The sequence below is a fragment of the Methylophaga frappieri genome, from assembly GCF_000260965.1.
Classification (GTDB): Bacteria; Pseudomonadota; Gammaproteobacteria; order Nitrosococcales; family Methylophagaceae; genus Methylophaga; species Methylophaga frappieri.
Window position 1 is genome coordinate 1,888,462 of sequence record NC_017856.1, and the last position, 24,871, is coordinate 1,913,332.

24 protein-coding genes are annotated in these 24,871 nt (G+C 47.6%); 3 read left to right on the forward strand and 21 right to left on the reverse strand.

Going from position 1 to position 24,871, the window contains the following annotated elements; genetic code table 11:
- Window positions 1–84 precede the first annotated feature (84 nt).
- Together zntR and Q7C_RS08995 are read left to right on the forward strand one after the other, a co-directional pair.
- Window positions 85–489 carry a Zn(2+)-responsive transcriptional regulator gene (gene zntR, locus Q7C_RS08990; protein ID WP_014704429.1) on the forward strand — a complete coding sequence of 135 codons (405 nt, stop codon included), beginning with the start codon at window positions 85–87 and terminating at the stop codon, window positions 487–489.
- Window positions 482–1,552, forward strand: coding sequence for an SO_0444 family Cu/Zn efflux transporter (locus Q7C_RS08995; protein ID WP_014704430.1), 1,071 nt, complete (start codon window positions 482–484; stop codon window positions 1,550–1,552). Before zntR ends, Q7C_RS08995 begins: the two co-directional genes overlap by 8 nt.
- Window positions 1,553–1,791: 239 nt before the next feature.
- On the opposite strand, the gene Q7C_RS09000 is transcribed toward Q7C_RS08995, so the two are convergent.
- The 19 genes from Q7C_RS09000 to Q7C_RS09090 form a co-directional block, all read right to left on the reverse strand.
- On the reverse strand, window positions 1,792–3,966 hold the full coding sequence (locus Q7C_RS09000; protein ID WP_014704431.1) for a TonB-dependent siderophore receptor: 2,175 nt from the start codon (window positions 3,964–3,966) through the stop codon (window positions 1,792–1,794).
- 103 nt (window positions 3,967–4,069) lie between these two features.
- Window positions 4,070–4,516 (reverse strand): tellurite resistance TerB family protein, encoded by a 447-nt coding sequence (locus Q7C_RS09005; RefSeq protein WP_014704432.1) that lies wholly within the window; start codon window positions 4,514–4,516, stop codon window positions 4,070–4,072.
- Between the two features lie 77 nt (window positions 4,517–4,593).
- The gene (locus Q7C_RS09010; RefSeq protein ID WP_014704433.1) at window positions 4,594–5,544 is read right to left on the reverse strand and encodes a response regulator transcription factor; all 951 of its coding nucleotides are present in this window, start codon (window positions 5,542–5,544) and stop codon (window positions 4,594–4,596) included.
- On the reverse strand, window positions 5,537–8,944 hold the full coding sequence (locus Q7C_RS09015) for a hybrid sensor histidine kinase/response regulator (protein ID WP_014704434.1): 3,408 nt from the start codon (window positions 8,942–8,944) through the stop codon (window positions 5,537–5,539). Before Q7C_RS09015 ends, Q7C_RS09010 begins: the two co-directional genes overlap by 8 nt.
- A 188-nt stretch (window positions 8,945–9,132) precedes the next feature.
- Window positions 9,133–9,741: an urease accessory protein UreG gene (ureG, locus tag Q7C_RS09020; RefSeq protein ID WP_151194820.1), complete on the reverse strand. Its 609-nt coding sequence runs from the start codon at window positions 9,739–9,741 to the stop codon at window positions 9,133–9,135.
- A gap of 19 nt (window positions 9,742–9,760) precedes the next feature.
- Window positions 9,761–10,438, reverse strand: a complete 678-nt coding sequence (locus tag Q7C_RS09025) for an urease accessory protein UreF (protein ID WP_041366686.1) — start codon at window positions 10,436–10,438, stop codon at window positions 9,761–9,763.
- On the reverse strand, window positions 10,438–10,929 hold the full coding sequence (gene ureE / locus Q7C_RS09030; protein ID WP_014704437.1) for an urease accessory protein UreE: 492 nt from the start codon (window positions 10,927–10,929) through the stop codon (window positions 10,438–10,440). The genes Q7C_RS09025 and ureE overlap by 1 nt, the downstream gene beginning before the upstream one ends.
- Window positions 10,930–10,940: 11 nt before the next feature.
- Window positions 10,941–12,659, reverse strand: a complete 1,719-nt coding sequence (ureC, locus tag Q7C_RS09035; RefSeq protein ID WP_014704438.1) for an urease subunit alpha — start codon at window positions 12,657–12,659, stop codon at window positions 10,941–10,943.
- On the reverse strand, window positions 12,656–12,964 hold the full coding sequence (locus tag Q7C_RS09040; RefSeq protein ID WP_014704439.1) for an urease subunit beta: 309 nt from the start codon (window positions 12,962–12,964) through the stop codon (window positions 12,656–12,658). Before Q7C_RS09040 ends, ureC begins: the two co-directional genes overlap by 4 nt.
- Before the next feature lie 9 nt (window positions 12,965–12,973).
- Window positions 12,974–13,276 carry an urease subunit gamma gene (gene ureA / locus Q7C_RS09045; RefSeq protein ID WP_014704440.1) on the reverse strand — a complete coding sequence of 101 codons (303 nt, stop codon included), beginning with the start codon at window positions 13,274–13,276 and terminating at the stop codon, window positions 12,974–12,976.
- Window positions 13,277–13,295: 19 nt separating this feature from the next.
- On the reverse strand, window positions 13,296–14,177 hold the full coding sequence (locus Q7C_RS09050) for an urease accessory protein UreD (protein ID WP_014704441.1): 882 nt from the start codon (window positions 14,175–14,177) through the stop codon (window positions 13,296–13,298).
- 67 nt (window positions 14,178–14,244) lie between these two features.
- Window positions 14,245–14,934 (reverse strand): urea ABC transporter ATP-binding subunit UrtE, encoded by a 690-nt coding sequence (gene urtE / locus Q7C_RS09055; RefSeq protein WP_014704442.1) that lies wholly within the window; start codon window positions 14,932–14,934, stop codon window positions 14,245–14,247.
- 21 nt (window positions 14,935–14,955) lie between these two features.
- A complete protein-coding gene (urtD, locus tag Q7C_RS09060) occupies window positions 14,956–15,702 on the reverse strand; it encodes an urea ABC transporter ATP-binding protein UrtD (RefSeq protein WP_014704443.1) in 747 nt (248 codons plus the stop codon).
- Entirely contained in the window at window positions 15,702–16,871 is a 1,170-nt protein-coding gene (gene urtC, locus Q7C_RS09065; RefSeq protein WP_014704444.1) for an urea ABC transporter permease subunit UrtC, read from the reverse strand. The genes urtD and urtC overlap by 1 nt, the downstream gene beginning before the upstream one ends.
- A 17-nt stretch (window positions 16,872–16,888) precedes the next feature.
- Window positions 16,889–17,812: an urea ABC transporter permease subunit UrtB gene (urtB, locus tag Q7C_RS09070; protein ID WP_014704445.1), complete on the reverse strand. Its 924-nt coding sequence runs from the start codon at window positions 17,810–17,812 to the stop codon at window positions 16,889–16,891.
- A gap of 118 nt (window positions 17,813–17,930) precedes the next feature.
- Window positions 17,931–19,181, reverse strand: a complete 1,251-nt coding sequence (urtA, locus tag Q7C_RS09075) for an urea ABC transporter substrate-binding protein (RefSeq protein WP_014704446.1) — start codon at window positions 19,179–19,181, stop codon at window positions 17,931–17,933.
- 65 nt (window positions 19,182–19,246) lie between these two features.
- Window positions 19,247–19,582 (reverse strand): FmdB family zinc ribbon protein, encoded by a 336-nt coding sequence (locus Q7C_RS09080; protein WP_014704447.1) that lies wholly within the window; start codon window positions 19,580–19,582, stop codon window positions 19,247–19,249.
- A 19-nt stretch (window positions 19,583–19,601) separates the two neighbouring features.
- A complete protein-coding gene (fmdA, locus tag Q7C_RS09085) occupies window positions 19,602–20,825 on the reverse strand; it encodes a formamidase (RefSeq protein WP_014704448.1) in 1,224 nt (407 codons plus the stop codon).
- Window positions 20,826–20,868: 43 nt separating this feature from the next.
- Window positions 20,869–22,005, reverse strand: a complete 1,137-nt coding sequence (locus tag Q7C_RS09090) for a porin family protein (RefSeq protein ID WP_014704449.1) — start codon at window positions 22,003–22,005, stop codon at window positions 20,869–20,871.
- Window positions 22,006–22,198: 193 nt separating this feature from the next.
- On the opposite strand from Q7C_RS09090, the gene Q7C_RS13345 reads away from it, so the two are divergent.
- A complete protein-coding gene (locus Q7C_RS13345) occupies window positions 22,199–22,696 on the forward strand; it encodes a hypothetical protein (RefSeq protein ID WP_014704450.1) in 498 nt (165 codons plus the stop codon).
- 1 nt (window position 22,697) lies between these two features.
- Here the strand turns inward: Q7C_RS13345 and Q7C_RS09100 are convergent, their stop codons facing one another.
- Window positions 22,698–23,822: a GNAT family N-acetyltransferase/peptidase C39 family protein gene (locus tag Q7C_RS09100; RefSeq protein WP_014704451.1), complete on the reverse strand. Its 1,125-nt coding sequence runs from the start codon at window positions 23,820–23,822 to the stop codon at window positions 22,698–22,700.
- A 1-nt stretch (window position 23,823) separates the two neighbouring features.
- Window positions 23,824–24,786, reverse strand: a complete 963-nt coding sequence (locus Q7C_RS09105; RefSeq protein WP_014704452.1) for a DUF2817 domain-containing protein — start codon at window positions 24,784–24,786, stop codon at window positions 23,824–23,826.
- Window positions 24,787–24,871: the final 85 nt, after the last annotated feature.

Below are 24,871 nucleotides of genomic sequence, written 5' to 3' on the forward strand. Positions count from 1 at the left end.
CCAGCAAATAAGTGCTTGACTCTGGAGTCTGCTCCAGACTTATAGTCTTCATCATAGTTATCTATCTCTTGATGGAGAGAGCGAATGAAAATCAGTGAATTTTCGACCCTGAGCGGTGTGCCGGTTGATACGCTACGCTATTACGAAAAAATTGGTTTATTAAAAGCCGAAACACGGAGCAATAGTGGTTATCGGGATTATGGCGATGCCAGTCTGGAAACCGTTCGTTTCATTTTAAGTGCCAAAAGTCTGGGGTTTACGCTGGAAACCATTCAAAAGCTGCTGCAAATTCAAGTGAACAAACAGGATGCCTCCTGTGAGGATGTCAAACAATTCGTTGCAGATCAGCTTGAGTTGGTAAATCAGCGTTTAGCTGAATTACAAAAAATCAAACAGGCCATGCAACGGTTGCATGGTGCCTGCTGTGGCGGCAAGGAAAATGCCAGCTATTGTTCCATTTTACAGGCGCTGGAGGCTGGCAATGTTTAATACCATGATGGCACATTTAAGTTTGGTCGGCTCGCAACTGCTGGAACTGTTTGTCATTTCTGCCCCTTGGTTATTGCTGGGCTTTTTTATGGCCGCCTGTATTAAAGCGTTTGTCAAAACTGAAACCCTGTATCGGTATTTGGGCGGAACTGGGTTCGGGGTGAGCGTGAAAGCGGCTTTAATCGGTGCGCCGTTGCCGTTGTGTTCCTGTGGCGTGGTTCCTGCCGCTTTGGGGTTGCGTGCTTCGGGGGCGTCCAAAAATGCCACCGTTTCTTTTTTGGTCGCCACACCGGAAACCGGCGTGGATTCGGTGAGCTTTACCTACGCATTAATGGGACCAATCATGGCGATAGTGCGGCCGATTGCTGCCATATTCAGCGCCATTGTCTCGGGACTTTTGGTGGGGAAAGCGGAACAGCATGCAGCGCAAGTTGAGCGCACTGATCATAAAAAAGCGGGTGGCAGTTGCTGCTCTTCCCAAAAAACCGTCCCGCAACCGCCAAACTATCGACAAAAATTGCAGGAGGGGTTGCGCTTTGCCTTTGGCAAAATGCTGCGTGATGTCGTTGTTTGGCTAATGCTGGGCTTACTGGTGGCGGCGTTGGTACAAAGTTACTTGCCTGAAGACTTTTTCACGGCTTTAGGTGATGGCTTTCTGTCTATGTTATTGATGGCCGTGATTGGTATTCCCATGTATGTCTGCGCCACCGGCTCCACCCCCATCGCCGCCGGTTTTTTACTGTCTGGCTTATCACCCGGCGCCGTGCTGGTCTTTATGTTACTTGGTCCCGCTTCAAACATTGGCACCTTGATGATTGTTAAAAATGAATTGGGCGCCAGAGCGGTAACCGCCTATTTGATCGGTATTACCCTCAGCGCCTTTACGTTCGGGTTTTTACTAAATTATTTAACTGCCTATTTTGGCTGGGATTTTATGTCCGCACTGCAAACCCATGATCATGCCATGACCACGTGGTGGGAATGGGTGGCCGCGTTAGTATTGGCGATGGTCATCGCAAAAGCCCTGTTCGATAAAGTGTTGCCAGCAAAGCAGGCGCATTAAATAGTAAAGCTCCCGCCTGCCGGATTCGTCGGCAGGCGGGGTTATACGTTTACCAGTTATAGGTTGCCGTCAGGTACGCCGAACGTTCTACGCCATAAAAACAAGCATAGCTACACGTCGCATACTCCTTATCAAACAGGTTACTAATGTTTAATGTCAAATTCACATTTTCACGATGCGTCTGTAGTCTTTGAATAACTCCAACATGATGAACTGTCAGCTTGCTTCAACACCGTCTATTAAAAGTCATAGCGCAAACTCGCGGTCACATTTCTCGGTGCACCATACGCATACTGACTGTAAAAACCGATCTGACTGTAATATTTTTCATCAAACAGATTATTTACATTCAACTGGGCCTGCAGATCTGGCGTAATCTGATAGCGGGCCATTAAATTTGCCAGAGCGTAACTTTCTTGCTTGAGTTTGTCTGGGTTACCCAAGGGGTTATTGGCAATTGTGTAATTGCTGCTTTCCCAGTTCACACCCGCACCAAAAGTCAAATTCTGAATCTGGTAGGTGGTATAAAGGGTTGCTGTACGACGTGGATAAGACGTATTGACTGTGTCACCGTTAGCATCTTCAGCGCGAAATTGTGACCACCCCAATAAGACATTCCAGTTTTCAGTTAGTGCCCCCGCCAGTTCGATCTCAAAGCCTTTACTGGTTGCACCCTCGGCTGGAGTATAGGCTTGTTGATTAATTGAACCGGGCACCAGATTATTCGGATCAACTTGTCCCAGGTTGTCTTGTTCGATCCGGAAAACCGAGAAGCTCGCATTCAAACGGCCATCTAGATAAGCCGCTTTCAACCCTGCTTCGTAATTTTTGCCCTCGATAGGATCCAGGTAATCGCCATTTTTATCTTGCAAGTTTTGCGGATTAAAAATATCGGTATAGCTGACATATGCTGAGTAAACATCGTTGAAGTCATAAATCAGACCCGCATAAGGCGTGACTTCATCACTATGCTCAAACTCGTACAGACTGCCATTCCATTGCATGCCAGATATTTCCCAATCGGTAATACGGCTACCCAAAATCAAGGTCAGCGGATCCGCTAAAGATAAGCGCGATACGGCATAAAAACCCGTTTGCTCCGTATCCTGGCTAACATAGGTTGCTTTGGGACCCCATACAGGTTCCGGATAGCTGCCATCCCATTGGTAAAAGTTGCCAACCGGTGCTGGATTCGTTGCCGGACGGCGATCAGCAACAAAGTCCTGATCACTATGCATCATCCCGATAGTGACTTCATGCTCACGACCAAATAACGAAAAAGGCACATTGCCATAAATATCAACGTTATCCTGTTCACGTTCAGTGTCATACCAGCTATTACTGGCTCGCAACCCTTCACCGGTAACGCGATCTGGTGAACCACTCAAATACAACAGCCGCAAGTCACCTTCATTGATACTTTTACTGTAGGCGGCGTAGATCGAGGCGCCTGATTCAAATACATGCTCGAGATTCGCATAATAATTTGTCACATCAGAGCCCCACTTGCTCCAATCCGCCGCAGTCGTTTTAGAACGATTCCAGTTTGTACGGCTGCCATCACTAAACCATGTTGGCAAACCACCCCACATTGAGCTGGTCGGATCATGTTTTTGATGACTGACACCAATATTCAATAAGGTTCGATCCGTCAGATCAAACCCCATTGTGCCAAAGAAAACTTGACGCTCATCTTCGAGTAAATCTTCAAAAGAATGGCCTTGGCGATAGCTACCAACGAGACGACCCCGAATCGTGCCTGCTTCGTTTAATGGCGTCGAGATATCAACCGTTCCCTGATATTTATCCCACGAACCCGCTGACACGATCGCATGCCCCTGGAACTCACGACTATCTGCCCGTTTACGCACCAGATTAATCGCCGCCGAAGGGTTGCCGGCCCCCGTCATCAGACCCGTTGCCCCCCGCACGATTTCAACCCGATCGAAGATGGCCGTATCCGTTTGTGTTTCGCCAGCAGAATAACCGCCTTCCCAGGTGGTTGGAACACCATCAATCATCAAATTTGTGATTGCAAAACCCCGTGCAGAGAAGCTTTGACGTGAACTGTCTAACATTTTTGAAGACACGCCCGTTGCCGTTTTAACGACATCAGTAATAGTTTCCAGCTGGAAGTCATCTATCACCTGACGTGAAATAATGGTGACAGACTGCGGCGTTTCTCGAAGTGACAAACCCAAACGAGTCGCTGTATTGGTTCGGGCGGTAGTGTACTCACCTGTCGCTTCGCTACTGATAAACCCTGTGCCAGATACGCCCATCGTTGGCAAAGAAACTGTCTCAGAGGTAGTTGACGGATTCTGTTGATTATTTTGTGTGTCGACCTCGGCAAAAGCAGACTGAGCAATAAGTAAACTGATTGATGCGGCCAGAAAAGTCGGGTTAGAACGCATGCATAACTCCACGAAACGGTTAGAAGAGCAGGCATACTAGAGCAAAGAAAACTTGAATGCAAATAGGATTTATTCTTATTAGCAAAAAGTTCCCGAGAAATTTTTATTCTGGCAAAACCCGTAATTTGGCGGCAATAAAATCCTGATGGGCAACATGCAATAAGCCTGCTATTCTGCGAATGACATGTTGCTCTACCGCTTCCACGACATCATCTGACGCAGCCATCGTCCAAAGCTGCTCAATTAACTGAATTTTTTCTGGCATCGTGTATTGTTCATTGATGTGTCGGGTAAAAGCAAAGTAATCCGTCGCTTGCGCATGCGCTGTAATGGCATCCTGCTGGAGTTGTTTGGCTTCGACATCAGTGAGATCAAACTGTGTTTTCAGTAGCTTTTGCAGGGTCGCCACCTCCTCCGGCTGCTGTTCGTCATCGGCTGCCATCACTTCCACCAACAGTGCAGCGACGGCAAGCTGACTATCCCCTTTTGATACTGGCGTGGTCAGCGCATTGTCTGAAAAATCCAAAATTTTCTTGAGGGCATCGAGCATATTTTTATCCGATAGGTTTGACTGTTGGCACCAGATTCGCTGACTTGCTCAAACACAAGTGCCTCCAAATTTATTGTTTATGACGGGCGTTGATTGTTTCCACTCACCGTGCGAAGTTTATTGACTGCCAGCGATGCAGCCGCCGTCCGCGTTTCCACCCCCAGCTTGGTAAAAACATGCTCCATATGCTTATTAATCGTGCGGGGACTGGTACCTAGAATTTCACCAATACTTTTGTCTGTTTTGCCCAGAATCACCCAATGCAGGACTTCAGACTCCCGCTTAGTCAAGCTGAACAATGCCCGTAACGCTTCAATCTGCGCTGTTTCAGACTCTTCACGAAGTAAAATCAGCCACTGATCTTCACTTTGAAGATCTGCCGGATTAAAGATTAACCGCCCATTCGGGTTATTGATGATAAATGATCTTAACCGCTGCTCGCCGCCCTGTTTTAGACTATCCAGCCACGTTTGAAGCTGTGCTGGCGTCTCTTGGTTGTTTAGCGCATCATCCGACGGACAATAGGTGTTAATGAGCTGTCTGGCGAGCGGCGTCTGCCAGATGACTTTTCCTGTTTTGGGGTAAACGGCTATCGCCGCCTGACCGAAAGCATCCAAAGCGCCTTGGGTTTGGTTAATCAACCGGGAGTTTTTTAGGTGGGTGTTGATTCTTGCAATCACCTCAACCGGACTCAGCGGCTTAGTCACATAATCAATGCCGCCAGCAGAAAATCCGGAAACCACATGTTCCGACTCGGTCAGCCCGGTCATAAAAATCACTGGAATATGTCGGGTACTTAAATCTTGTTTCAGTGCGCGACACACCTCAAACCCATCCATCCCCGGCATAAGGGCATCAAGCAAGACAATATCGGGTGACGCATTGCGGCTGATTTCCAATGCGGATTCACCATTATCCGCAACCAGCACGGTATAACCGGACTCATCCAGCGCGTCGTGTAAAAATGCTAAGGTATCGGGCGTATCGTCAACGACAAGCACGACCGTATTCAACACAGATTCAGCCATTAGCTAATTTGGTTTCAATAAAGGTTTTGAGTTTACTCAGCTGCATGCGCGAAGCCATCTCACGTATTTCGGCAATAAACACCGCATCAGCCAGCTTGTCAGCTTCGATTTCGTCGATTAACTGACGAACACCAGCCAAATAACCGAGATTGAGTAACGATATCAGTTTTTCCATGATCTCACGAGGTGGTAAAAGCGATGATGAACGCTGAATTTCAGATTCTGCCTTGCTATCCGGCGTAATCCATTCTATGTTTAAGCGTTCACCAATCCAGTTGATTAACTCAATTAAATTAACGGGTTTAAGAATAAAATCCTTGGCGGTAATACCCGAACTATTTTCCAGATTTTTATCAAAAGCATTTGCCGAGATAATCCCAATAGTCACTGACGATTTATGCACATTGCGGATTAAATGACAGGTCTCCCAGCCATCCATCTCCGGCATTGCTAAGTCCATAAAAATGATCTCAGGTTGAAACTCGGGATAAAGTTGCAAACATTCTGCACCTGATGCCGCCTCTTTCACCTCAAATCCCAGCGGAATCAGCACATTCAATAATAGCTCCCGATCAATCGGCTCATTATCAACAACCAGAATTTTTCGGCGCGGCCCCTGATACCCCATTGGCATATGCGTGGCCAGCAATGGCAATGACTCTTCAACACGGACAGAAGGCAAGAACAAACGGATAGAAAACATCGTACCTTCGCCAACGACACTCTTAACGTGTAATACCCCACCCATAAGCTCTGTCAGTAATTTACTAATTGTCAGGCCCAAGCCTGTGCCACCAATCCCTTGGGCACTGCTTCCACGAGCAAATGGTTCGAAGATATGCTCAAGTTCATTCGCCTTAATGCCCGGGCCAGTATCTTGTATTTCAATCGTTAAAAACTCACGAGCATGATTAAACCTTAACGAAATGCCCCCCTCACTGGTGTACTTGACCGCATTGCCAATGATGTTAATTAATATTTGACTGAGTCGTTTGTGGTCAGCACGCACCACGGCCGGCAAACCCGGGCTGATATCATAATCAAACTGTAAGCCTTTATTAATCGCTTGTAGTTCAAACATGCTGACAATTTGCTGAATATATTCCGGAAAACGCAGTGATTTGACGTCAAATTGCAATTTCCCGCTTTCAATCCTAGCGATATCCAATGTGCCTTCGATCAAAGACAAAAGGTGCTCGCCACTGCGTAAAATGACTTTAATGGCATTCTTTTGATCCGCTGGCACACTGCTCTTGTTATCCATCAACTGGGCATAGCCCAGAATACTGTTTAACGGCGTTCGTAGTTCATGACTGATACCGGTGATATAACGACTTTTCGCTTCATTTGCCTGCTCCGCAGAAATACGCGCCTGTTGTAACTCCGCATCGGTTTGTTCATGCAAGCGAATTTCACGCTGCAATAATCGCGTTTGATGATTGGATTCTTGCTGCGCCACATTACGGCTTTGTGATGTCAAAATTAACCACCAGACAATGATGCCACTAACCAGCACTAATGCAGCAAAAGCTTTAAAAAAGCCCACTCTAATTTCTGGCAAAATATGGGCAGCATTGGCTGTGGTCGTCAGCGAAATATGCAGATAAATCAGACCAAATATTGCCCCCAGCAACAGCACCGTCATCCCCATTAACAGAATGTAATGACCAACGCCGTGTTGAATATAGCCCCAAAGTGATTTGGGCAATAGTCGCGTCATCCAGGCATACCATTGCGAGTCCAGTTTGGCATGCGGTTTACAGGCATCATTACAGCGTGCATCCAGACAACAGCACAACGAACAAATAGGGCCTTGATAAGCTGGGCAATGGGCAATGTCATCAATTTCAAATTCACGCTCACAAATACTGCAAACAGCTCTGGTTATCCCTGTACGAAACTGATGAGGCTCACGAGCCAGGTAATATTTCCCCTTGGTCCACCACGCAATTAATGGAGAACAAATTAAGGCGGCAAACATGGCGATAAATGAAGAAAAAGATTGCACTTCCAGGCCAAATACGCCGATAAATGCCAACACAGAAAGCACCGATGCAATGGCCATCGCGCCAACGCCAACCGGATTGATGTCGAATAAGTAAGCACGTCTAAATTCAACCCCTTTAGGACTCAACCCAAGTGGCTTATTGATGACTAAATCTGCAACCACCGCCGTTATCCAGGAAATGGCAATATTTGAATATAAACCGAGGATCTGTTCCAAAGCCTGAAACACATCGAATAACATCAGCATGGTAGCAATGACCACATTGAACAGCAGCCACACCACCCGCCCCGGATGGCTGTGCGTCAGCCGGGCAAAAAAGTTAGACCAAGCCAGCGAGCCGGCATAGGCATTGGTAATATTGATTTTGACCTGCGACAGCACCACAAAAAAGACTGTTACAGCCAACAGCACATCCGCATTATCAAAGACATAAGCAAAAGCAATGTGATACATATGCGTTGGATTAACGGCTTCTTCTACCGACCTTGTTGCGGTGATCGCAAGATAGGCAAGCAAGGCACCAGCAAACATTTTTATCATGCCGATAAAAATCCAGCCGGGTCCCGCCAAGATCACCCCTAAATGCCACCGGAACCGGTTTTGGCTATTTTTTTCAGGCATAAACCGCAAGAAATCCACTTGTTCCCCAACTTGCGGAATCAGCGCCATGCCTATCGCAATGGCCGTTCCAAACATATAAATATTGAAGCCGGCGTCGTAGCCTGAACTGCCGGCAAAATGCATCAGTCCGCGTACCGTTTCAGGCTCTTTAGCAAAAATGAACACGAATGGCAGCATCATTAAAAACAACCAAACAGGCTGCGTAATCATTTGAATTCGACTGATGAGCGTCACCCCATGCGTGACAAGGGGAATAATCACAATGGCCGAAATCAGATACCAGACATAGATCGGCAGCTCGAAATACATGCTTAATGCATAGGCCATGATCACGGCTTCAAGCGCAAAGAGAATAAACGTGAAAGTGGCGTACACGAAGGACGAAATGGTTGATCCGATATAACCAAACCCGGCACCACGCGTCAGTAAGTCCATATCTAAGCCATATTTGGCTGCGTAATAACTGATGGGCAGGCTGGTCAGGAAAATGATCAGGCTAATCGTCAGAATCGCCCAAAAAGCATTAAGAAAACCGAAGTTAACCGCCAGCGTACCGCCGATGACTTCCAGCACCAAAAAAGAAATAGCGCCTAAAGCCGTATTCGAGACACGAAAAATAGACCATTTTCTGAAAGCGTGGGGAGTAAAACGCAGGGCGTAGTCTTCCAGCGTTTCATTGGCGACCCACGTATTGTAATCACGGCGGATTTTGACAATACGCTGGGGCGCATTTTGGTCTGATGAATCCATCAACGCATCATTACTGCTCAACGTATTTCCTGACTGGTGTTGCCTGACAAACTAAGCGGATAATGCCAATATATCGTTATCATTTTTAGGTATCGACTCATAGTAACGCATGTCGCTATACCATTATCTACGCAATATAACGTATTGAACATCATTGCTCTGTTTTGCTAGCAATCGCATCGCTTTGTGCGCGGACAAGTCTGCTCTCTCTAACCCAACATTAAACCTTGCTTTTCAATAAAGGCAATAATGTTATCCAGACCCTGTTCTTTTTTCAGGTTACTAAACACAAAAGGACGCTCGCCTCGCATTCGTTTTGCATCACGGTCCATCACCTCCAGTGAGGCACCGACTAATGGCGCTAAATCTGTTTTATTAATAATCAATAAGTCTGATTTAGTAATACCTGGGCCTCCCTTACGGGGAATCTTTTCACCCGCAGACACATCAATCACATAAATAGTCAGATCAGAGAGTTCTGGACTAAACGTCGCCGCCAGATTGTCGCCACCGCTTTCGACAAAAACAATATCCAAGGGATCAAACCGCTGACTCAACTGAGCCACCGCCTCAAGATTCATCGAGGCATCTTCTCGAATCGCGGTATGCGGGCAGCCGCCTGTTTCCACACCAATAATACGATCTGCTGTTAAAGCTTCGTTACGTGTTAAAAACTCGGCATCTTCCTTGGTATAAATATCATTGGTTACCACAGCAATATTGTATTTGTCGCGCAAATGCTTACAGAGCGCTAATGTTAATGCGGTTTTACCAGACCCAACCGGGCCACCGATACCCACTCGCAATGGTTCTTTCATTGTGGTGTCATCTCTCTTATCAGGAACGGAATAATCTTGAATACTGCGTTTCATGCCGACAACCAGCGATACTTAACGCCGGACAAAAATTGTGAATCTCATCCTCCGGTAATTGCATGGCTTCGGTTATCAAGGTCGGGATGATCTGGCCAAGCTCAGACAAAATGCGCTGGCCGGCAACTTGTCCAAGTGGCACAGCCTTCATGATGGCGCTGACCTGGTTTTCTAAAAAAGACCAGGCATAAGCGTGCAGTGTGTGTTGCTGCGAAATAGCCCAATCATATGCGGTCAGGCTGAAAATCGTTGGAAATGCTGGTTGTTTGAGCTGTTTTGTTAATGCGCAAATGGGCGCCGGCCAGGTTGCCAGTTCATCTTGTAATCTTAATAAAGAATAGGCCATTTGCTGAGTTTCCGCTAAGGCTTCACGACTGTCTCGACCCGCCTGATAAAAAGCATCCCAATATTGAATAGCTTCAAGGTTTTGATGTTGCCATGCTTGATATAACCTGAGTAACACCGGTAACTCAAAGTTGGCGTAATAAACTGATAAGACATCTTCTATCCATGTTGAAGCAGAACGGACATCTTTCACCACCGCCGTTTCAATCGCCCACTCCAGTCCTTGAGAATAGCTATATGCACCAACCGGCAGCATGGGACTGGCAAGCTGTAACAGTCGTGAAAGCGAAGCAGACATTACGAATGGGAATGGTGGCCATGAGAATGGTGATGCCCATCATCATGATGGTGATGAACACCACCAGAATAGGCACCGGACTCGGGTTCAAACGGCGCCTGCATCAATTCGACCTGAACACCCAAACCAATCAGCATATCCTGCAAAACGCTATCTTGCTCCAGCTTCAGCCAGCCCGAACCAATTTCCAGTGGCACATGTCGGTTACCCAAGTGATACGCAGCCTGAGCGAGTGCTTGTGGGGTTTTTGCCGTGACGCGCATCACAGCCTGATCCGCAGCAACAACCGCGATCACCTCACCCGACTCTGCCTGCAAAAAATCCCCACCCCGCAATATGGTGCCGCGTTTCAGGTAAAAAGCGGCTTCTGAGCCTGATTCCAAGGTCACTCTGATTCGGCTTTTTTGACGTAAATCGTAGGATAACGTTGCGACATCATCAACCGTCATCTCAGGTTGTGCGGCCACCAGCTTGGTTGTTACCGATAACATGGCTTTCCTTACTAAAACAAAAAATAACGCTGCGCCATCGGCAGCTCTGTCGCGGGTTCGCAGATCAGTAAATCACCATCGGCAAGTACCTGATAAGTCTCCGGATCAACGGAAACATGCGGTGTTGCATCATTTAATACCATGTCTTTTTTGCTGATATTACGACAGTTTTTGACGGCAATTAATGGTTTTTGCAACTGTAACCCCTGTACAGCCGGATTGTGCAGCGCGGCTTCAGAAATAAAGGTCAATGATGATTGAACAGCTTTGCCAAAACTGCCAAACATAGGGCGATAATGAACTGGCTGTGGCGTTGGAATCGAAGCATTCGGGTCCCCCATTGCCGCCGCAGCAATCATACCGCCCTTCAAAATCAGACTGGGCTTGACGCCAAAAAAAGCCGGTCGCCACAAGACTAAGTCAGCAAATTTACCGGGCTCAATTGAACCAACTTTATGTGCGATACCATGGGTTATTGCGGGGTTAATCGTATATTTGGCAATGTACCGTTTGATACGAAAATTATCGGCGTCGCCTTCACCACGTTGCGCATCTTGCGCCAGCGCGCCACGCTGTAATTTCATTTTATGTGCCGTCTGCCAAGTTCGAATAATCACCTCACCAACCCGCCCCATCGCTTGCGAGTCCGAAGACATCATCGAAAAAGCCCCCGTATCGTGCAAAATATCTTCCGCAGCAATGGTTTCTCGACGAATCCGTGATTCAGCAAAAGCCACATCCTCCGCAATAGCCGGATCCAGATGATGGCAAACCATCAGCATATCCAGATGCTCATCTAGCGTATTGACGGTAAAGGGTCGAGTCGGGTTGGTTGAAGAAGGCAATACGTTCGGCGAACTTATCGCTTTAATAATATCCGGGGCATGGCCGCCGCCAGCACCTTCGGTGTGAAAGGTGTGAATTGTCCGCCCCTTGAAGGCGGCCAGTGTTGTTTCGACAAAGCCGGATTCGTTCAACGTATCTGAGTGAATCGCAACTTGAATATCCATCTCATCGGCAACCGACAAGCAAGTATCAATAGCGGCTGGCGTTGTTCCCCAGTCCTCATGCAATTTCAAACCAATAACACCGGCCTCAACTTGCTCCTTGGCAGGTTGCGGTTGAGATACATTACCCTTACCAAAAAACCCCAAATTCATCGGAAAGGCTTCAGCGGCTTCGAGCATGCGATGAATATGCCAAGGACCTGGCGTACAAGTCGTTGCATAAGTGCCGGTAGCCGGCCCGGTTCCGCCACCCAGCATGGTGGTGACACCAGACATCAGCGCTTCTTCAATTTGTTGTGGGCAAATCCAGTGAATATGACTATCGATGCCGCCTGCGGTCAAAATCATGCCTTCACCGGCAATAATTTCGGTCCCAGCCCCGATTGGAATCGTGACATCCGGCTGAATATCCGGATTACCTGCTTTACCAATCGCCCAGATATGGCCATCTTTAATAGCGACATCGGCCTTGATGATGCCAGTTATCGCATCGATGATTAACGCATTGGTTATAACGGTATCGGCGACTTCTGCAGCAGGCAATTGTGACTGTCCCATGCCATCGCGAATGACTTTACCCCCACCGAACTTGACCTCCTCACCATGCGTGGTCATATCCTGCTCAACTTCTATCCAAAGATCGGTATCGGCCAATCGAATTTTGTCACCAACCGTTGGACCAAACATTTCGGCATAGGCCTGCCGATCAATTTCCAGACTCATGACAAAGCCCCCATTACCTTGCCAGCAAAACCATAGACATGTCGTAATCCAGCTAAAGCAACTAACTCCACCGTCCGCGTCTGGCCGGGCTCAAAACGCACTGCCGTTCCCGGGGCAATATTTAATCGAAATCCATAGGCTTGCTGACGATCAAACTGTAAGGCCGTATTCACCTCATAAAAATGATAATGTGAGCCAACTTGAACCGGTCGATCGCCACTATTGGCAACATCGATAGTGACGCACTGTCGCCCCACATTCATCGGTAGTTTGCCTGTTTTTACGCGCATTTCTCCGGGTATCATGTTGCTACCTCATACTATCGGGTTGTGAACCGTGACCAGCTTGGTGCCATCAGGGAAAGTGGCCTCAACCTGAATTTCAGGCAACATGTCAGCAATCCCTGCCATGACATCCTCCCGCGACAACAAGGTTGCGCCATAATCCATCAGCTCGGCAACCGTCTGCCCATCCCGCGCCCCTTCCATAATCGCCGCTGATATATAAGCAACGGCTTCTGGATAATTTAATTTCAGGCCGCGATTTTTGCGCCGCTCAGCCACTAGTGCCGCAGTAAAAATTAATAATTTATCTTTTTCTCTTGGCGTCAGTTCCATTGTGAATCAGCCTTCATTTTCAAGTAGCCCAGATACGAGGGCGAATCGCTGGTCGAGCAGCATACCAAGGACGTAATACCTGCCACAAACCATCAAAATAGTGTTTTGCATCCTGAGCACAAACGCCCATATATCTCGCTGTAAACACTTCTGGCAATGCCGAGACGCCATAATCGGCTGAACGCTTGGGCACAATATCACGACAAGCCTGTAAGACGTCAGATGGGACTTCACCTGCGGCAACCACAAAGCTGCCAAAGACTGGCCGACTGTCCAACCCGGCTAATGCCATACGAACACGGCTACTTGGCCGAATAACTGCTGACTCATTCCAGATTAGCCGTTTGTCGCGTTTAATTTGTAATCGTTGCTGAAAACGCCCCTGATGCCAATATTCACCACTGGCCTGGCGTCCTAAACAAACCACTTCCCAGCCGGCAAAAACAGCAGATTCACATAACTGAACTTGTGTTTCTAATCTCACCTCAGCTGCATCAAAGACAATATTTTCTTGCGGTAACCATTCCAACAAACTGGCGGTCTTCAATGAAAAATTAATGTGTTGACTTGCCTGACGACCGGCAGATTTATACCATTTCGTCGCACCCGGCGTGGTAAGCAAAGCTGCCGTATGTGGTTGCATTTGGGTTGATAATTGCAGTTTATCGCCACCCGCAACCCCACCAGGCGGATGAACAATAACCCCGTGCGCGAGATCTGAGCCTTCAGGATAGAGCATTTTTTGCACCACCAGAGGACCACGATGTTGACGGCGTGCCAATATCGTCTGATCTGCACGCTTTGCAAAATTTAGGCTTAGGCTGGCATCCCAGCCAGCCATCGCCTGGTTGGTAACAGTATGATTAGCTTTCGTTGGTAATAAAGCAGGCTCGGTGCGCATGATTAAATTGAGCAACTCCTTGATCTCGTATAGACCGCAACATAGCAAACCACCAAGACTCTTTCACCTAAACGGTCAGGAATTTTTTAATCATGGCAGCATCGACATTCTCACGTCGATCTTCATGAATAAACTTGCCTTTTTCAATCACAATGATCCGATCAGCAATCTCCATGGTAAAACTGAGCACCTGCTCGGAGACAATGATGGTAATTTCCCGCATTTTACGTATTTCATTCAATACCTTAGCGATATCTTTAATGATAGATGGCTGGATACCCTCTGTGGGCTCATCCAACAACAACACCTTCGGATTGGTTACCAAGGCGCGGGCAATAGCTAATTGCTGCTGCTGACCACCAGACAGATTGCCACCTTTGCGATGGCGCATATCATGCAACACGGGAAACAAAGCAAAAATTTCATCGGGAATCGACTTCATTTTTGATACCTGCAACCCGGTTTCAATATTTTCCTGCACCGTCAGCGTTGGAAAAATCATGCGACCTTGCGGGACGTAAGCAATACCACTGGCAACACGTTTATGACTTTCAAGTGCCGCAACCTCGGTATCAGCAACACGCACTTTACTGGCCTGACTGGGTAAAATGCCCATCAACGATTTAAACAAGGTGGTTTTACCCATACCATTTCGGCCCATAATCGCCAACGTTTCGTTTTTGTCGGCTTTGAAGCTGATGTCATGTATCACCTGACTTTGACCGTAACTGACCTGCAAATTTTCTACTTCAAACATGGCGAGACTCTCCGCTTCAAATTAATGTCCAAGATAGACTTCAATAACTTTTTCATCCGCCTGAACTTTGTCCATTGACCCTTCCGCCAAAATTTTTCCTTGGTGAAGCACAGTGACTTTACGGGCGATTTTCTTAACAAATTCCATGTCATGTTCGATGACAATAACCGAGCGGTTTTCGCAAATTCGATTTAGTAACTCAGCAGTTTCGTCCCGTTCCTTGGCGCTCATGCCGGCAACTGGCTCATCGAGCATCAATAGCTCCGGGTCTTGCATGAGCAACATGCCGATTTCGAGCCATTGTTTTTGTCCATGACTGAGAATGGCGGCTTCCGTATCAAGAAAACGCTCCAATTGAATTTCTCTTGCCACATCATGAACGCGTTGCGTGACGGCATCGGTCGTCTTGAAAAACAAACTACCAAACACCCCTCGCCCTTCCGGGTAGGAAACTTCCAGGTTTTGGTAAACCGTCAGATTTTCGTAAATGGACGGTGTCTGAAACTTACGTCCAATGCCCGAACGCACGATTTCATGCTCGGCCATTTTAGTCATTTCTTTGTTTTTAAAACTAATGGAGCCAGAGCTGCACTTGGTTTTACCGCAGATCAAATCCAGCAACGTCGTTTTACCCGCGCCATTGGGACCAATGACAACACGAAGCTCGTTTTTATCAATATACATCGTCAAGCTGTCGACAGCTCTAAAGCCATCAAAGGACACCGTCAGATCTTCAATCGCTAACAGGAAATCTGTTGTGGTCGTCATTATTTGGCTCCCTCTGTAGTGGGTTCAGACGCAACCTGTTTTGGTTGAGTTTTTTCCGTTTCGACTTGCTCTGAGTTAGTAAAAAATGCCCGTAAAAAAGGGACTTTCGGGGCATATTTATTCCAAATCCCTGCCAGACCGTTCGGGAAGAACATGACTACCGCAATAAACAGGCCGCCCATCAGGAATAACCATAATTCGGGGAAAGTTTCGGAAAAGGTTGTTTTACCCGCATTCACCAGCAGCGTGCCGTAAACCACGCCGATCAATGACATGCGGCCACCTACTGCGGCAAAGATAACCATTTCTATTGACGGGACGATACCGACAAACGAGGGTGACATGAAACCGACCTGCAAGGTAAACATGGCGCCACCAATCGCGGCAATCACCGCAGAGATACAAAAGATAAAGATCTTAAAGTTAGACACGTCATATCCGGAGAACCGAACGCGATCTTCTTTATCTTTCATGGCAAGCAACAGCTGACCGAACTTGCTGGTCAGGATGAACTTGCCGAGCATAATAGCGCCCAACAGCAAAATGGCGTTCAAGAAGTACAGCAGATATTTCGCTGAATCCGTTCGAATATCCCAGCCATTCAAGGTTCGCAGGTCGGTGATACCGTTAATACCGCCGGTATAGCCCTGTTGACCGACAATCAGTACTGTCAGGATAACGGCAATGACCTGGGTAATGATGGCAAAATAGACCCCCCCCACCCGGCGCTTGAACATCGAATAACCAATGATAAAAGCAAATACTGCCGGTACCACGAGAATCGCAATCAAGGTAAAAGTAAAGCTTTCAAACGGAACCCAGAACCAAGGTAATTCATAGAGCTGATTCCAATCCATAAAGTCCGGAATACCTGGCGTTGTCTGGATCTTGGTGCTTTCCGGGTCTGATGCTTCCAGTTTTAAAAACATGGCCATGGCATAACCACCAAGACCAAAGAAAATACCTTGACCCAAGCTCAAAATACCACCATACCCCCAGAGCAAGACCAAGCTGATTGCGGCAAAAGCATAGGTCAGATACTTACCAACCAGATTTAACCGAAACAGATCCAGCGCCAGTGGCAAAATCACCAGAATCAGTACAGCGAGAATACCTATTGCCAGGGCACCACGCTTACCACCTAACAGTCGTTCATAGACAAAATTCATCTTTTATCTCCTGCTGATTATTTACGAACTTTGATTGAGAACAAGCCTTCAGGGCGCATCATCAAAATGATGACGAGGGCCAGCAAGGTAAAGACTTTGGCCATGGAACCACTGATGAAGAATTCCAGAATTGATTGTGCCTGGGCGATAGTAAAGGCTGAGGCAATGGTGCCAAACAAGCTGGCTGCGCCACCAAAAACAACCACCATAAAGGTATCAACGATGTACAAAGAACCGGATGTCGGGCCAGTCGATGCAATAGTGGTAAATGCGGCGCCAGCAACCCCCGCAATACCGCAGCCAAGGGCAAAGGTCAGCCTGTCAACCTGTTTGGTATTGATACCCACGGCGCCACTCATGACACGGTTTTGCGTTGTCGCACGCACGTTCAACCCCCAGGTTGAGCGATACATCAAGAGAAACACCCCAATGGTGACGATAGTTGTCAGGCCAAGAACAAACATGCCATTAATTGGGATGAAAATAGAATCTGTTGGCATCCACGATCCCATTAGCCAGTCGGGTAATGTGGGGCTAACTTCACGCGCACCAAAAATCGACCGGAAAGACTGTTGCATGATGAGGCTCAAGCCCCAGGTCGCAAGCAAGGTATCCAGTGGCCGTTTATAAAGATGCCTTATCAAGACAAATTCGGTGAGATAACCAAATAGTCCGGCGACAAAAAAGGACGCGATAATCGCGATGAAAAAGTAATATCCCATCAGATCAGGAAAATAGCTTTGGGTCATCACCGAAAGCAAATAGGTTGTATATGCCCCCATTGCCATAAATTCACCATGGGCCATATTAATGACGCCCATTTGCCCAAAGATGATTGCCAAGCCAAGTGCCATCAGAAGTAACACGCTGAACAGACTAATCCCGGCAAAGCCCTGCATCGCAAAAATTGACGTCAATTCTTGTATTGAATACTCACCCATAATGGATACTCCGAAACATTTTCCATTGAACCGAATGGTTATTAGTGATTGTGAATCTGGCTCAGGTAGCAGGCTGGCGAGAGGCCAGCCTGCTCTGTTCCAAGTCAGTCGTTAAGGCTTATTGGTAGCCTTCAGGGAAAGGATTTGGTTCAATCAGGTCAGACTCATAGACCACGGTTGCCTGACCGTCTTTGTTCCATTTACCAATGCGGGTTTTACTCCACAAATGGTGGTTAGGATGTAACTTGACGTAGCCTTCTGGCGCCGTATCGAGTTCGATGTCACCGGCTTCAGAGACGGCCACTACCTTATCGACATCAAAGCTACCGGCCTTTTCGACAGCGGCTTTCCACAACCATGGACCAAGATAAGCCGCTTGAGTCACGTCACCAATGACACTGTCATCGCCATGCATTTCCTTGAAGGCAGCAACGAATTCAGCATTGTTTGGGTTATCCAGACTCTGGAAATACTTCATAACTGAGTAAAAGCCTTCCAGGTTTTCACCACCGATACCCAATACTTCGTCTTCGGTTACCGATAACGTCAGCAAGGTTTGTTTGTCTGACGTAATACCAGCGGCATTCAGCTGTTTAAACCAGGCAACATTACTGCCACCGACTACTGCCGCAAAAATAACATCGGGTTTTTTCAGACGAATCTTATTGATTACCGAACCAAACTGGGTGTCACCCAATGGTTTGTACTCTTCACCCACTACTTTGCCGCCCAACACTTTTTCAATATGAGTACGGGCAATCTTCATTGAGGTTCGTGGCCAGATATAATCAGAGCCAATTAAATAAAACGTTTTGGCATCCTTTTCTTCAGCCACCCAGTCCAAACCTGCCAGAATTTGTTGTGTCGCTTCCTGGCCGGTGTAGATAACATTTTTGGATTGCTCAAGACCTTCATAAAAAGTCGGGTAATAGAGCAGACCATTTTCCTTTTCAAACACTGGCAGCGCCGCTTTTCGTGATGCCGATGTCCAGCATCCGAACACAGCAGCAACATCATCATTCACTAACAGCTTTCTCGATTTTTCAGCAAAAGTTGGCCAGTCACTCGCGCCATCCTCTTGAATGATTTCAATTTGCCGGCCAAGAATGCCACCACTTTCGTTGATTTGTTTAATCGCCAGTTTTTCTGCTTCCTGTGCACCGGTTTCACTGATTGCCATCGTGCCAGTTAAAGAATGCAAAATACCGACTTTGACGGTATCGTCAGTGACGGCCAATCCCGTGGTATTCACTTCGGCAGTAGGGTAATCTGCTGCCATCGCGCTACTGGTAATCAATCCGGCAGCCACCATTGCACTGAACAGGGCACCAGTTTTGCCTAAAAATTTTCGTCGGCTAAAGTAACTCATCGTGTATCTCCTATCAGAAATTGAAGGTGAACTACGTTGTTCCCTACAGGTTGGTTTGTTAAAAATTAGTGTCCAAGCATCCAGGGCCTGGCGGTCTTCTTGGTTTGCATCTGCAATCCATTTTTTGCACCAGCAGATTTGGCTGAATTGGCAGAACAGGTGTGGGTACCCGAACAGCCACAACTGGAACGTCGCAGGGTTTTCGGTTCATGCGCTGATTTTTCATTTCGCTCTTTGGCGACCCGTGTTGGTCTATCCATCAAAGCCAGATAAGGCGCCGTAATAATCCGGCTGGCTTTGCCATGACATTCCGGACAAATCATGTCTTCATTGGCTTGTGCCAACTTGCGTAGCGCCGAAAACTCCCCACAGGTAGCACAACGATAATCATAAATAGGCATGTCACCCCTCCCCGTTTAGCTAAGACGCTTTACTTAAATCACTGCCTGGCGTGACCAGTTGCAGCGGCCCATCCACTGACGGATTAATGTCAAAATCAAAAATATCTGTCGGAATCCACAACGTAGCGCAGGCATTAGGAATATCGACTACCCCGCTAATGTGTCCCTGCACGGGTGCGGTCCCAAGAATCGATAGGGCTTGCTCACCGGTGTAACCAAATTTCTTCAGGTACTCGATGGCATTCAGGCAAGCTTGCCGGTAAGCCACATGCACATCCAGGTAGTGCTGTTTGCCTTGCTCATCGACTGAAATCCCTTCAAACATCAAAAAGTCGTTATAGGTTGGTGTCAGCGGGCTGTTTTTGAATAACGGATTTTTAATGCCGTACTTCTTCACCCCGCCTTTGATCAAGCTGACTTTGATATCCAGATAACCGGCCATTTCAATGGCACCACAAAAAGTGATTTCGCCATCACCTTGGGAGAAATGCAGATCCCCCATCGATAAACCGCCATCTTTGACATAAACCGGAAAATAGATTTTTGAGCCTTTGGTCAGATCTTTGATATCACAGTTACCACCATGCTCTCTGGGTGGGACCGTCCGCGCGCCTTCCTGAGCGGCTTTTGAGGCTTCATCCCCTTTCAGTCGACCCATGACGGCAGATTGCGCATTTGGCGGTAAGGCCAAGGCGGGGACGCGTTCAGGATCAGTTGCGATCAAATCCGCTTCGCGTTTGTTCCACTCATCCAACATCTCCCGTGATGGCAAGCAGCCAATCAGACCAGGGTGCATAATCCCGGCAAATTTCACATTTGGCACATGTCTTGAGCTGGCATAGATACCGCTGAAATCCCAGATTGACTTTCTGGCTTCTGGAAAATGATCGGTTAAAAAACCACCGCCATTTTCTCTGGAAAACAAGGCATTAAAGCCCCACTGAGAATCTTCAAATGTGCCAACATCCAGAATATCAACCACCATTAAGTCACCCGGCTCGGCCCCTTCTACGCCAATCGGGCCACTTAAATAATGGACTTGCTGTAAATCAACATCGCGGATGTCATTGGCACTGTCATTATTACCGATCTGCCCACCGGTCCAGTCCATACACTCCACTCTGAATTCATCGCCTGGTTTGACCATGGCAATCATGGGTAAGTCAGGATGCCAGCGGTTATGAATCTGGCCATCTTGTTCCCAGGGTTTTTTATCTAAATCAAGCTTTACCAACGTTTTCATCTTTACCTCCTGCTAGGGAAATCAACTTATCTTCAAGCGGCAGCTAGAACTGCAGTTGCATTGAAACGACGAATTGATCCTGATCTGCCAATCCTTCTCTTTCCAGGTCGCGATAAACCGCAGTGACGGAGGCGTTGTAACCATCAATGAAGTAGTTCACCCCAAAATCTGTACGCTCTGTTTCGCCCGCATCAGAGTCAAAGCTCTGGTAGCGAACAAATGGCATGAACTGGCCCCAACCCACTTTTTGGTTGAAGATATAGCCCGTACTGACGTAGTAAGCTTCGCCCTGCTCAGACAAAAACACATCATCGGTGTCGTAATCGAAGTAGGCGGCCTCAAGAGATACCGCACCTGCGGCTAGTTTTTTCTCTACCAGTAAATCCACCGTCCACTGGGAATAATCACCAACGGCCGTTGTAGAAGCCGCACCATCCCCTTTATGACGACCTGCCACACCAATAGTGAATATGTCTTTGGTGCCAAGATAATTACCGGTGCCGTAATAACCCGGCTCTTTATCCCAAAAGCTATATTGCAGACGGCCGGCATACATCAGGTCATCATCCTGGTTTGGATTGGTCGCATTACCGCCCCGGCCAGCTTCATTACCGAGTCCACTGAATTCAAAAATTTTGTCCGCTTCGAACAGTCCAAATGAGTAAGCCAGCCGCTGATCGAATGCCGTTGCTACCAGCGCGACACCATCATCGCGACCGATAGTGCCGCCATTCCAGCCATAGCGTGCGGTAATATTTGCCCAGTAGCCGTCACCGGAGGTGTAGTAAGGTCCGGCCATGTTGGCGCGACTGCTTGGTGACAAGAATCGACCCGCCCATAGCGCCATGTCTGGTGTGAACTGAAATATCCCGGCCGCATCAATAATTTGAAAAGAGTCATTGCCACCGGATTTTTCCGAATTGAACATCCCTTTGATGTATTTATTTAACGAGCCCGAAACATACAAACGCGCACTATCCAGTTCAAAATCGTTGGTGTTGCCACCATCACTTGCCGCGTCTTCAATATTGCTATAGCTGCCACGCAGACCAAAGCCAACGCTGATGTATTGATCTTCACCAAAGGTAATCGTGCCCGCGGCCTGTGATGTTGCCATCGGAGCAAGCGTGGTTGTCGAAGCCAGCGCGACCAGATAGGCGACTTTGTTCATTTTTTTCATTCTTTTTCTCCCGAAAACTTACTGATAACAGTTGCTGTTGAATTCGCTCCGGTGCGCATCAACCATGAGGTTCGGGATTCATACTAGTCAGGTGTGTGCCGTGCTGAAATACGTCAAATTGCGTAGTCGTGTTTTGGTCAGTTTCCGTTAGGCTATTGCTAACCGACTCTATATATCTGGCAGAGGCAAACTCATGGAAATCAATACAAAACAATCACTTATTGGGATATTTTTACTTGGCGCGATGGCCATGACGTCAGGTTGCGGGGGCGAATTCAGCTATAAGCGCGGTGCATCGGCAACCGACTTTCAGCAAGAAAAGCAGCGTTGTGAAAAAGTCGCTGACTCAGCGACTGAACAAGATAAATGCCTGCAAGACAAAGGCTGGTTAGTGGTCGGCCCAGATAAGCCCTTGATTCCTTTGAGTCGAGGTGAAAGTAAAACGATTGCTGTTGCTGATAAGGCACTTGCTCCCGAAGCTGGAAAACCGGTTGATCCGTTGGAGAAATTGACGGTTAATTCATGGTGGCGTGTTGGCGCTGGTCCAGAAAAACTGCTTGCCGATAGCGCCGACTGCAATGCGTCATTGGGAGAGGGGCATGCCCCTGAGGCCAACCTGAGCATCGTCACCCGAGGCTTGCTGGCCTGTATGCAGGACAAAGGCTGGGCCGTGCTATTACAACAAAACTAGGTCAAGCGTTTGGCGCTTTCAATATGACGGCTGCCTGGTAGCGCGGCCGACCGTAACCCAATAAACGGTTAAATTCTTTGTGTGTCACAGGCACATATAAGCTATCCGTCAGGGTTTTATCATCATCCCAATCAATATCAGGGTCATGAAAGTACACAAACGTGTCCGATATGGAGGCCAGTAACACCCAGTGGGGGGATTTGCTTTGATTTAAACGATAAGAGCTTATCAAGGCCACCACTAACGCACCGTCGTTCAGGTAATTACGTAGCTCGTTGACATCCAGACCTTGGTAAGTGAGGGTGATGCTGGATGCCGCAATTTGCTGCATAAAGTCTTTATGGACACACGCCATAACCTGTTTTTTCTCATCACTGCGCACTCCATTGATAAACGGCACGTCATCACTATTGGTAATGAGTGTGGTCGCAAACCCTCTGCGGTTCGCGGCCAATGCCAAGCCTTGAGCACTACAGCCACCATGGCCTGATGTCATAAAGATGGTGGTCGCCTCTCGCCAAATTTGCAGTTCAAGCGTTTGATCCAAGGTCGGCCAATCAGCAGCTAAAGTTTTCATTGCCATCATCAAACTGGCAGGGCCACAGGTGAAGTCGGTACTTTGAGAGTAATGCACCACCTGGTTTTGCAAGGCATCAGGCTCTGGTTGCAAGACTTTCATCATTCGCATGGCATCAGTGTGGTCTTCATAAAAATCACTGACCACATCAAAGTGCTTATAACCTAATTTTTGATACAAGCGGATTGCACCCGCATTGTCCGGTCTGACTTCAAGACGGATAAAACTTCTGCCTGCTGCCAACGCCGCTTTTTCTATTGCCACCATCAGCTGGTTAGCAACCCCTTGTTGTCGAAAATCAGGCGATACGGCGAGAGAATAAATACGTCCTAAAGAGGTGCCTCTGACATATAAAATCAACGCATAACCAGCTAACTGATCGTTTCTTTCCGCCAGCAATAATAATGCGTTGGCTTTATTTATCATCCAGCGAAAACTGCGTGGCGACAGCCGATCTGAGGTAAAACACACCCGCTCCAGATTCACCAGCGCAGGCACATCCTCTAAGGTTGCGGTCCGGATATGTAGCGATTTTTCAGTTACGCACATGCTACTGGCCCGTTAATCCCTCAAGCGCCATTTCAATGACCTGACGGCCACGAAATAAAACCAATTCCTGCCATTGCGTCTCATTCGGGCAAAAATAATCCTGCAAGGCATGTTTAATATCCAGGGTTGCTTGATCAGACCAATCCACCTTCCCTTTTTGTTGTAACTGATGGTCAGCATACAACACCTGTAACATCTCACTATTACCAAAAGTGCCGTATTCCAGCGTCAGGAAACAGACCTGCTCTCCCTGACCATGCCAAAAATAATCATGCAATCCATATTTCATTCCAGAACTGGATGTGCCAAGTGCTGGCTCGGTCACCGTTGCGCCAAACAAATTTCGAGCCGTTTGTGTGGCTTTACTACCGGGGGGATGATCACAAATTAATTCACCATATCCATAGGGGCCGAGGCCACTATGAATATCGATGACAACGACGCTGTCGCGTTTTTCTGGCTTAATTTGCAATGCCAGCTGCTCGATGACTTCTCGTGACCAACTCGGCTTATCGCCTCCGAAGTATAGTGCATCACGCTGCTGATATTGACCTTGGCTTAAAGTGTCGAAAAGCGCTCTCTGACCACCAATATCTGCGGTATCCTGCTGACTCAGTTTTGCCCAAACCTGAAGCGCTTCAACTGAATCCGGCAGCGGCGCCGCGAAATCGACAAAATTTCGATTAATATCGATGCCATCATTGTCACTTCGGGATGCCCAAGCAAATCCCCAGGGATTAATCGCGTGGACCAATATCACACACACCTCTGCAGGCAAGCGTCGGTGACGACCCATAAAGTCAGACTGAATCGCTGAGCCCACCCCGCCTTCCACGCCATGCAGACCAGAAACCAAAACGAGTACATGCTTAGCTTTGGGGTTACCCGCCCAAGCAATATCGCAATACAGTTTTTCATTTTTTGGACCACGCAAAGGATGCGCAATACTGTTAAACCGTTCCACAACTGAACTGGTCTCGACAGCCGAAAAAACGTATTACGTGCCTCAGCATAACGTTGGGAAAACACGCTCAAAACAGCATCTGCAT

Excerpts from the sequence above, each read along its gene's own strand:
- zntR (WP_014704429.1), top strand. The coding sequence starts at position 85 with ATGAAAATCAGTGAATTTTCGACCCTGAGCGGTGTGCCGGTTGATACG.
- Q7C_RS08995 (WP_014704430.1), top strand. The coding sequence starts at position 482 with ATGTTTAATACCATGATGGCACATTTAAGTTTGGTCGGCTCGCAACTG.
- Q7C_RS09000 (WP_014704431.1), bottom strand. The coding sequence starts at position 3,966 with ATGCGTTCTAACCCGACTTTTCTGGCCGCATCAATCAGTTTACTTATT.
- Q7C_RS09005 (WP_014704432.1), bottom strand. The coding sequence starts at position 4,516 with ATGCTCGATGCCCTCAAGAAAATTTTGGATTTTTCAGACAATGCGCTG.
- Q7C_RS09010 (WP_014704433.1), bottom strand. The coding sequence starts at position 5,544 with ATGGCTGAATCTGTGTTGAATACGGTCGTGCTTGTCGTTGACGATACG.
- ureG (WP_151194820.1), bottom strand. The coding sequence starts at position 9,741 with ATGAAAGAACCATTGCGAGTGGGTATCGGTGGCCCGGTTGGGTCTGGT.
- Q7C_RS09025 (WP_041366686.1), bottom strand. The coding sequence starts at position 10,438 with ATGTCTGCTTCGCTTTCACGACTGTTACAGCTTGCCAGTCCCATGCTG.
- ureE (WP_014704437.1), bottom strand. The coding sequence starts at position 10,929 with ATGTTATCGGTAACAACCAAGCTGGTGGCCGCACAACCTGAGATGACG.
- ureC (WP_014704438.1), bottom strand. The coding sequence starts at position 12,659 with ATGAGTCTGGAAATTGATCGGCAGGCCTATGCCGAAATGTTTGGTCCA.
- Q7C_RS09040 (WP_014704439.1), bottom strand. The coding sequence starts at position 12,964 with ATGATACCCGGAGAAATGCGCGTAAAAACAGGCAAACTACCGATGAAT.
- ureA (WP_014704440.1), bottom strand. The coding sequence starts at position 13,276 with ATGGAACTGACGCCAAGAGAAAAAGATAAATTATTAATTTTTACTGCG.
- Q7C_RS09050 (WP_014704441.1), bottom strand. The coding sequence starts at position 14,177 with ATGCGCACCGAGCCTGCTTTATTACCAACGAAAGCTAATCATACTGTT.
- urtE (WP_014704442.1), bottom strand. The coding sequence starts at position 14,934 with ATGTTTGAAGTAGAAAATTTGCAGGTCAGTTACGGTCAAAGTCAGGTG.
- urtD (WP_014704443.1), bottom strand. The coding sequence starts at position 15,702 with ATGACGACCACAACAGATTTCCTGTTAGCGATTGAAGATCTGACGGTG.
- urtC (WP_014704444.1), bottom strand. The coding sequence starts at position 16,871 with ATGAATTTTGTCTATGAACGACTGTTAGGTGGTAAGCGTGGTGCCCTG.
- urtB (WP_014704445.1), bottom strand. The coding sequence starts at position 17,812 with ATGGGTGAGTATTCAATACAAGAATTGACGTCAATTTTTGCGATGCAG.
- urtA (WP_014704446.1), bottom strand. The coding sequence starts at position 19,181 with ATGAGTTACTTTAGCCGACGAAAATTTTTAGGCAAAACTGGTGCCCTG.
- Q7C_RS09080 (WP_014704447.1), bottom strand. The coding sequence starts at position 19,582 with ATGCCTATTTATGATTATCGTTGTGCTACCTGTGGGGAGTTTTCGGCG.
- fmdA (WP_014704448.1), bottom strand. The coding sequence starts at position 20,825 with ATGAAAACGTTGGTAAAGCTTGATTTAGATAAAAAACCCTGGGAACAA.
- Q7C_RS09090 (WP_014704449.1), bottom strand. The coding sequence starts at position 22,005 with ATGAAAAAAATGAACAAAGTCGCCTATCTGGTCGCGCTGGCTTCGACA.
- Q7C_RS13345 (WP_014704450.1), top strand. The coding sequence starts at position 22,199 with ATGGAAATCAATACAAAACAATCACTTATTGGGATATTTTTACTTGGC.
- Q7C_RS09100 (WP_014704451.1), bottom strand. The coding sequence starts at position 23,822 with ATGTGCGTAACTGAAAAATCGCTACATATCCGGACCGCAACCTTAGAG.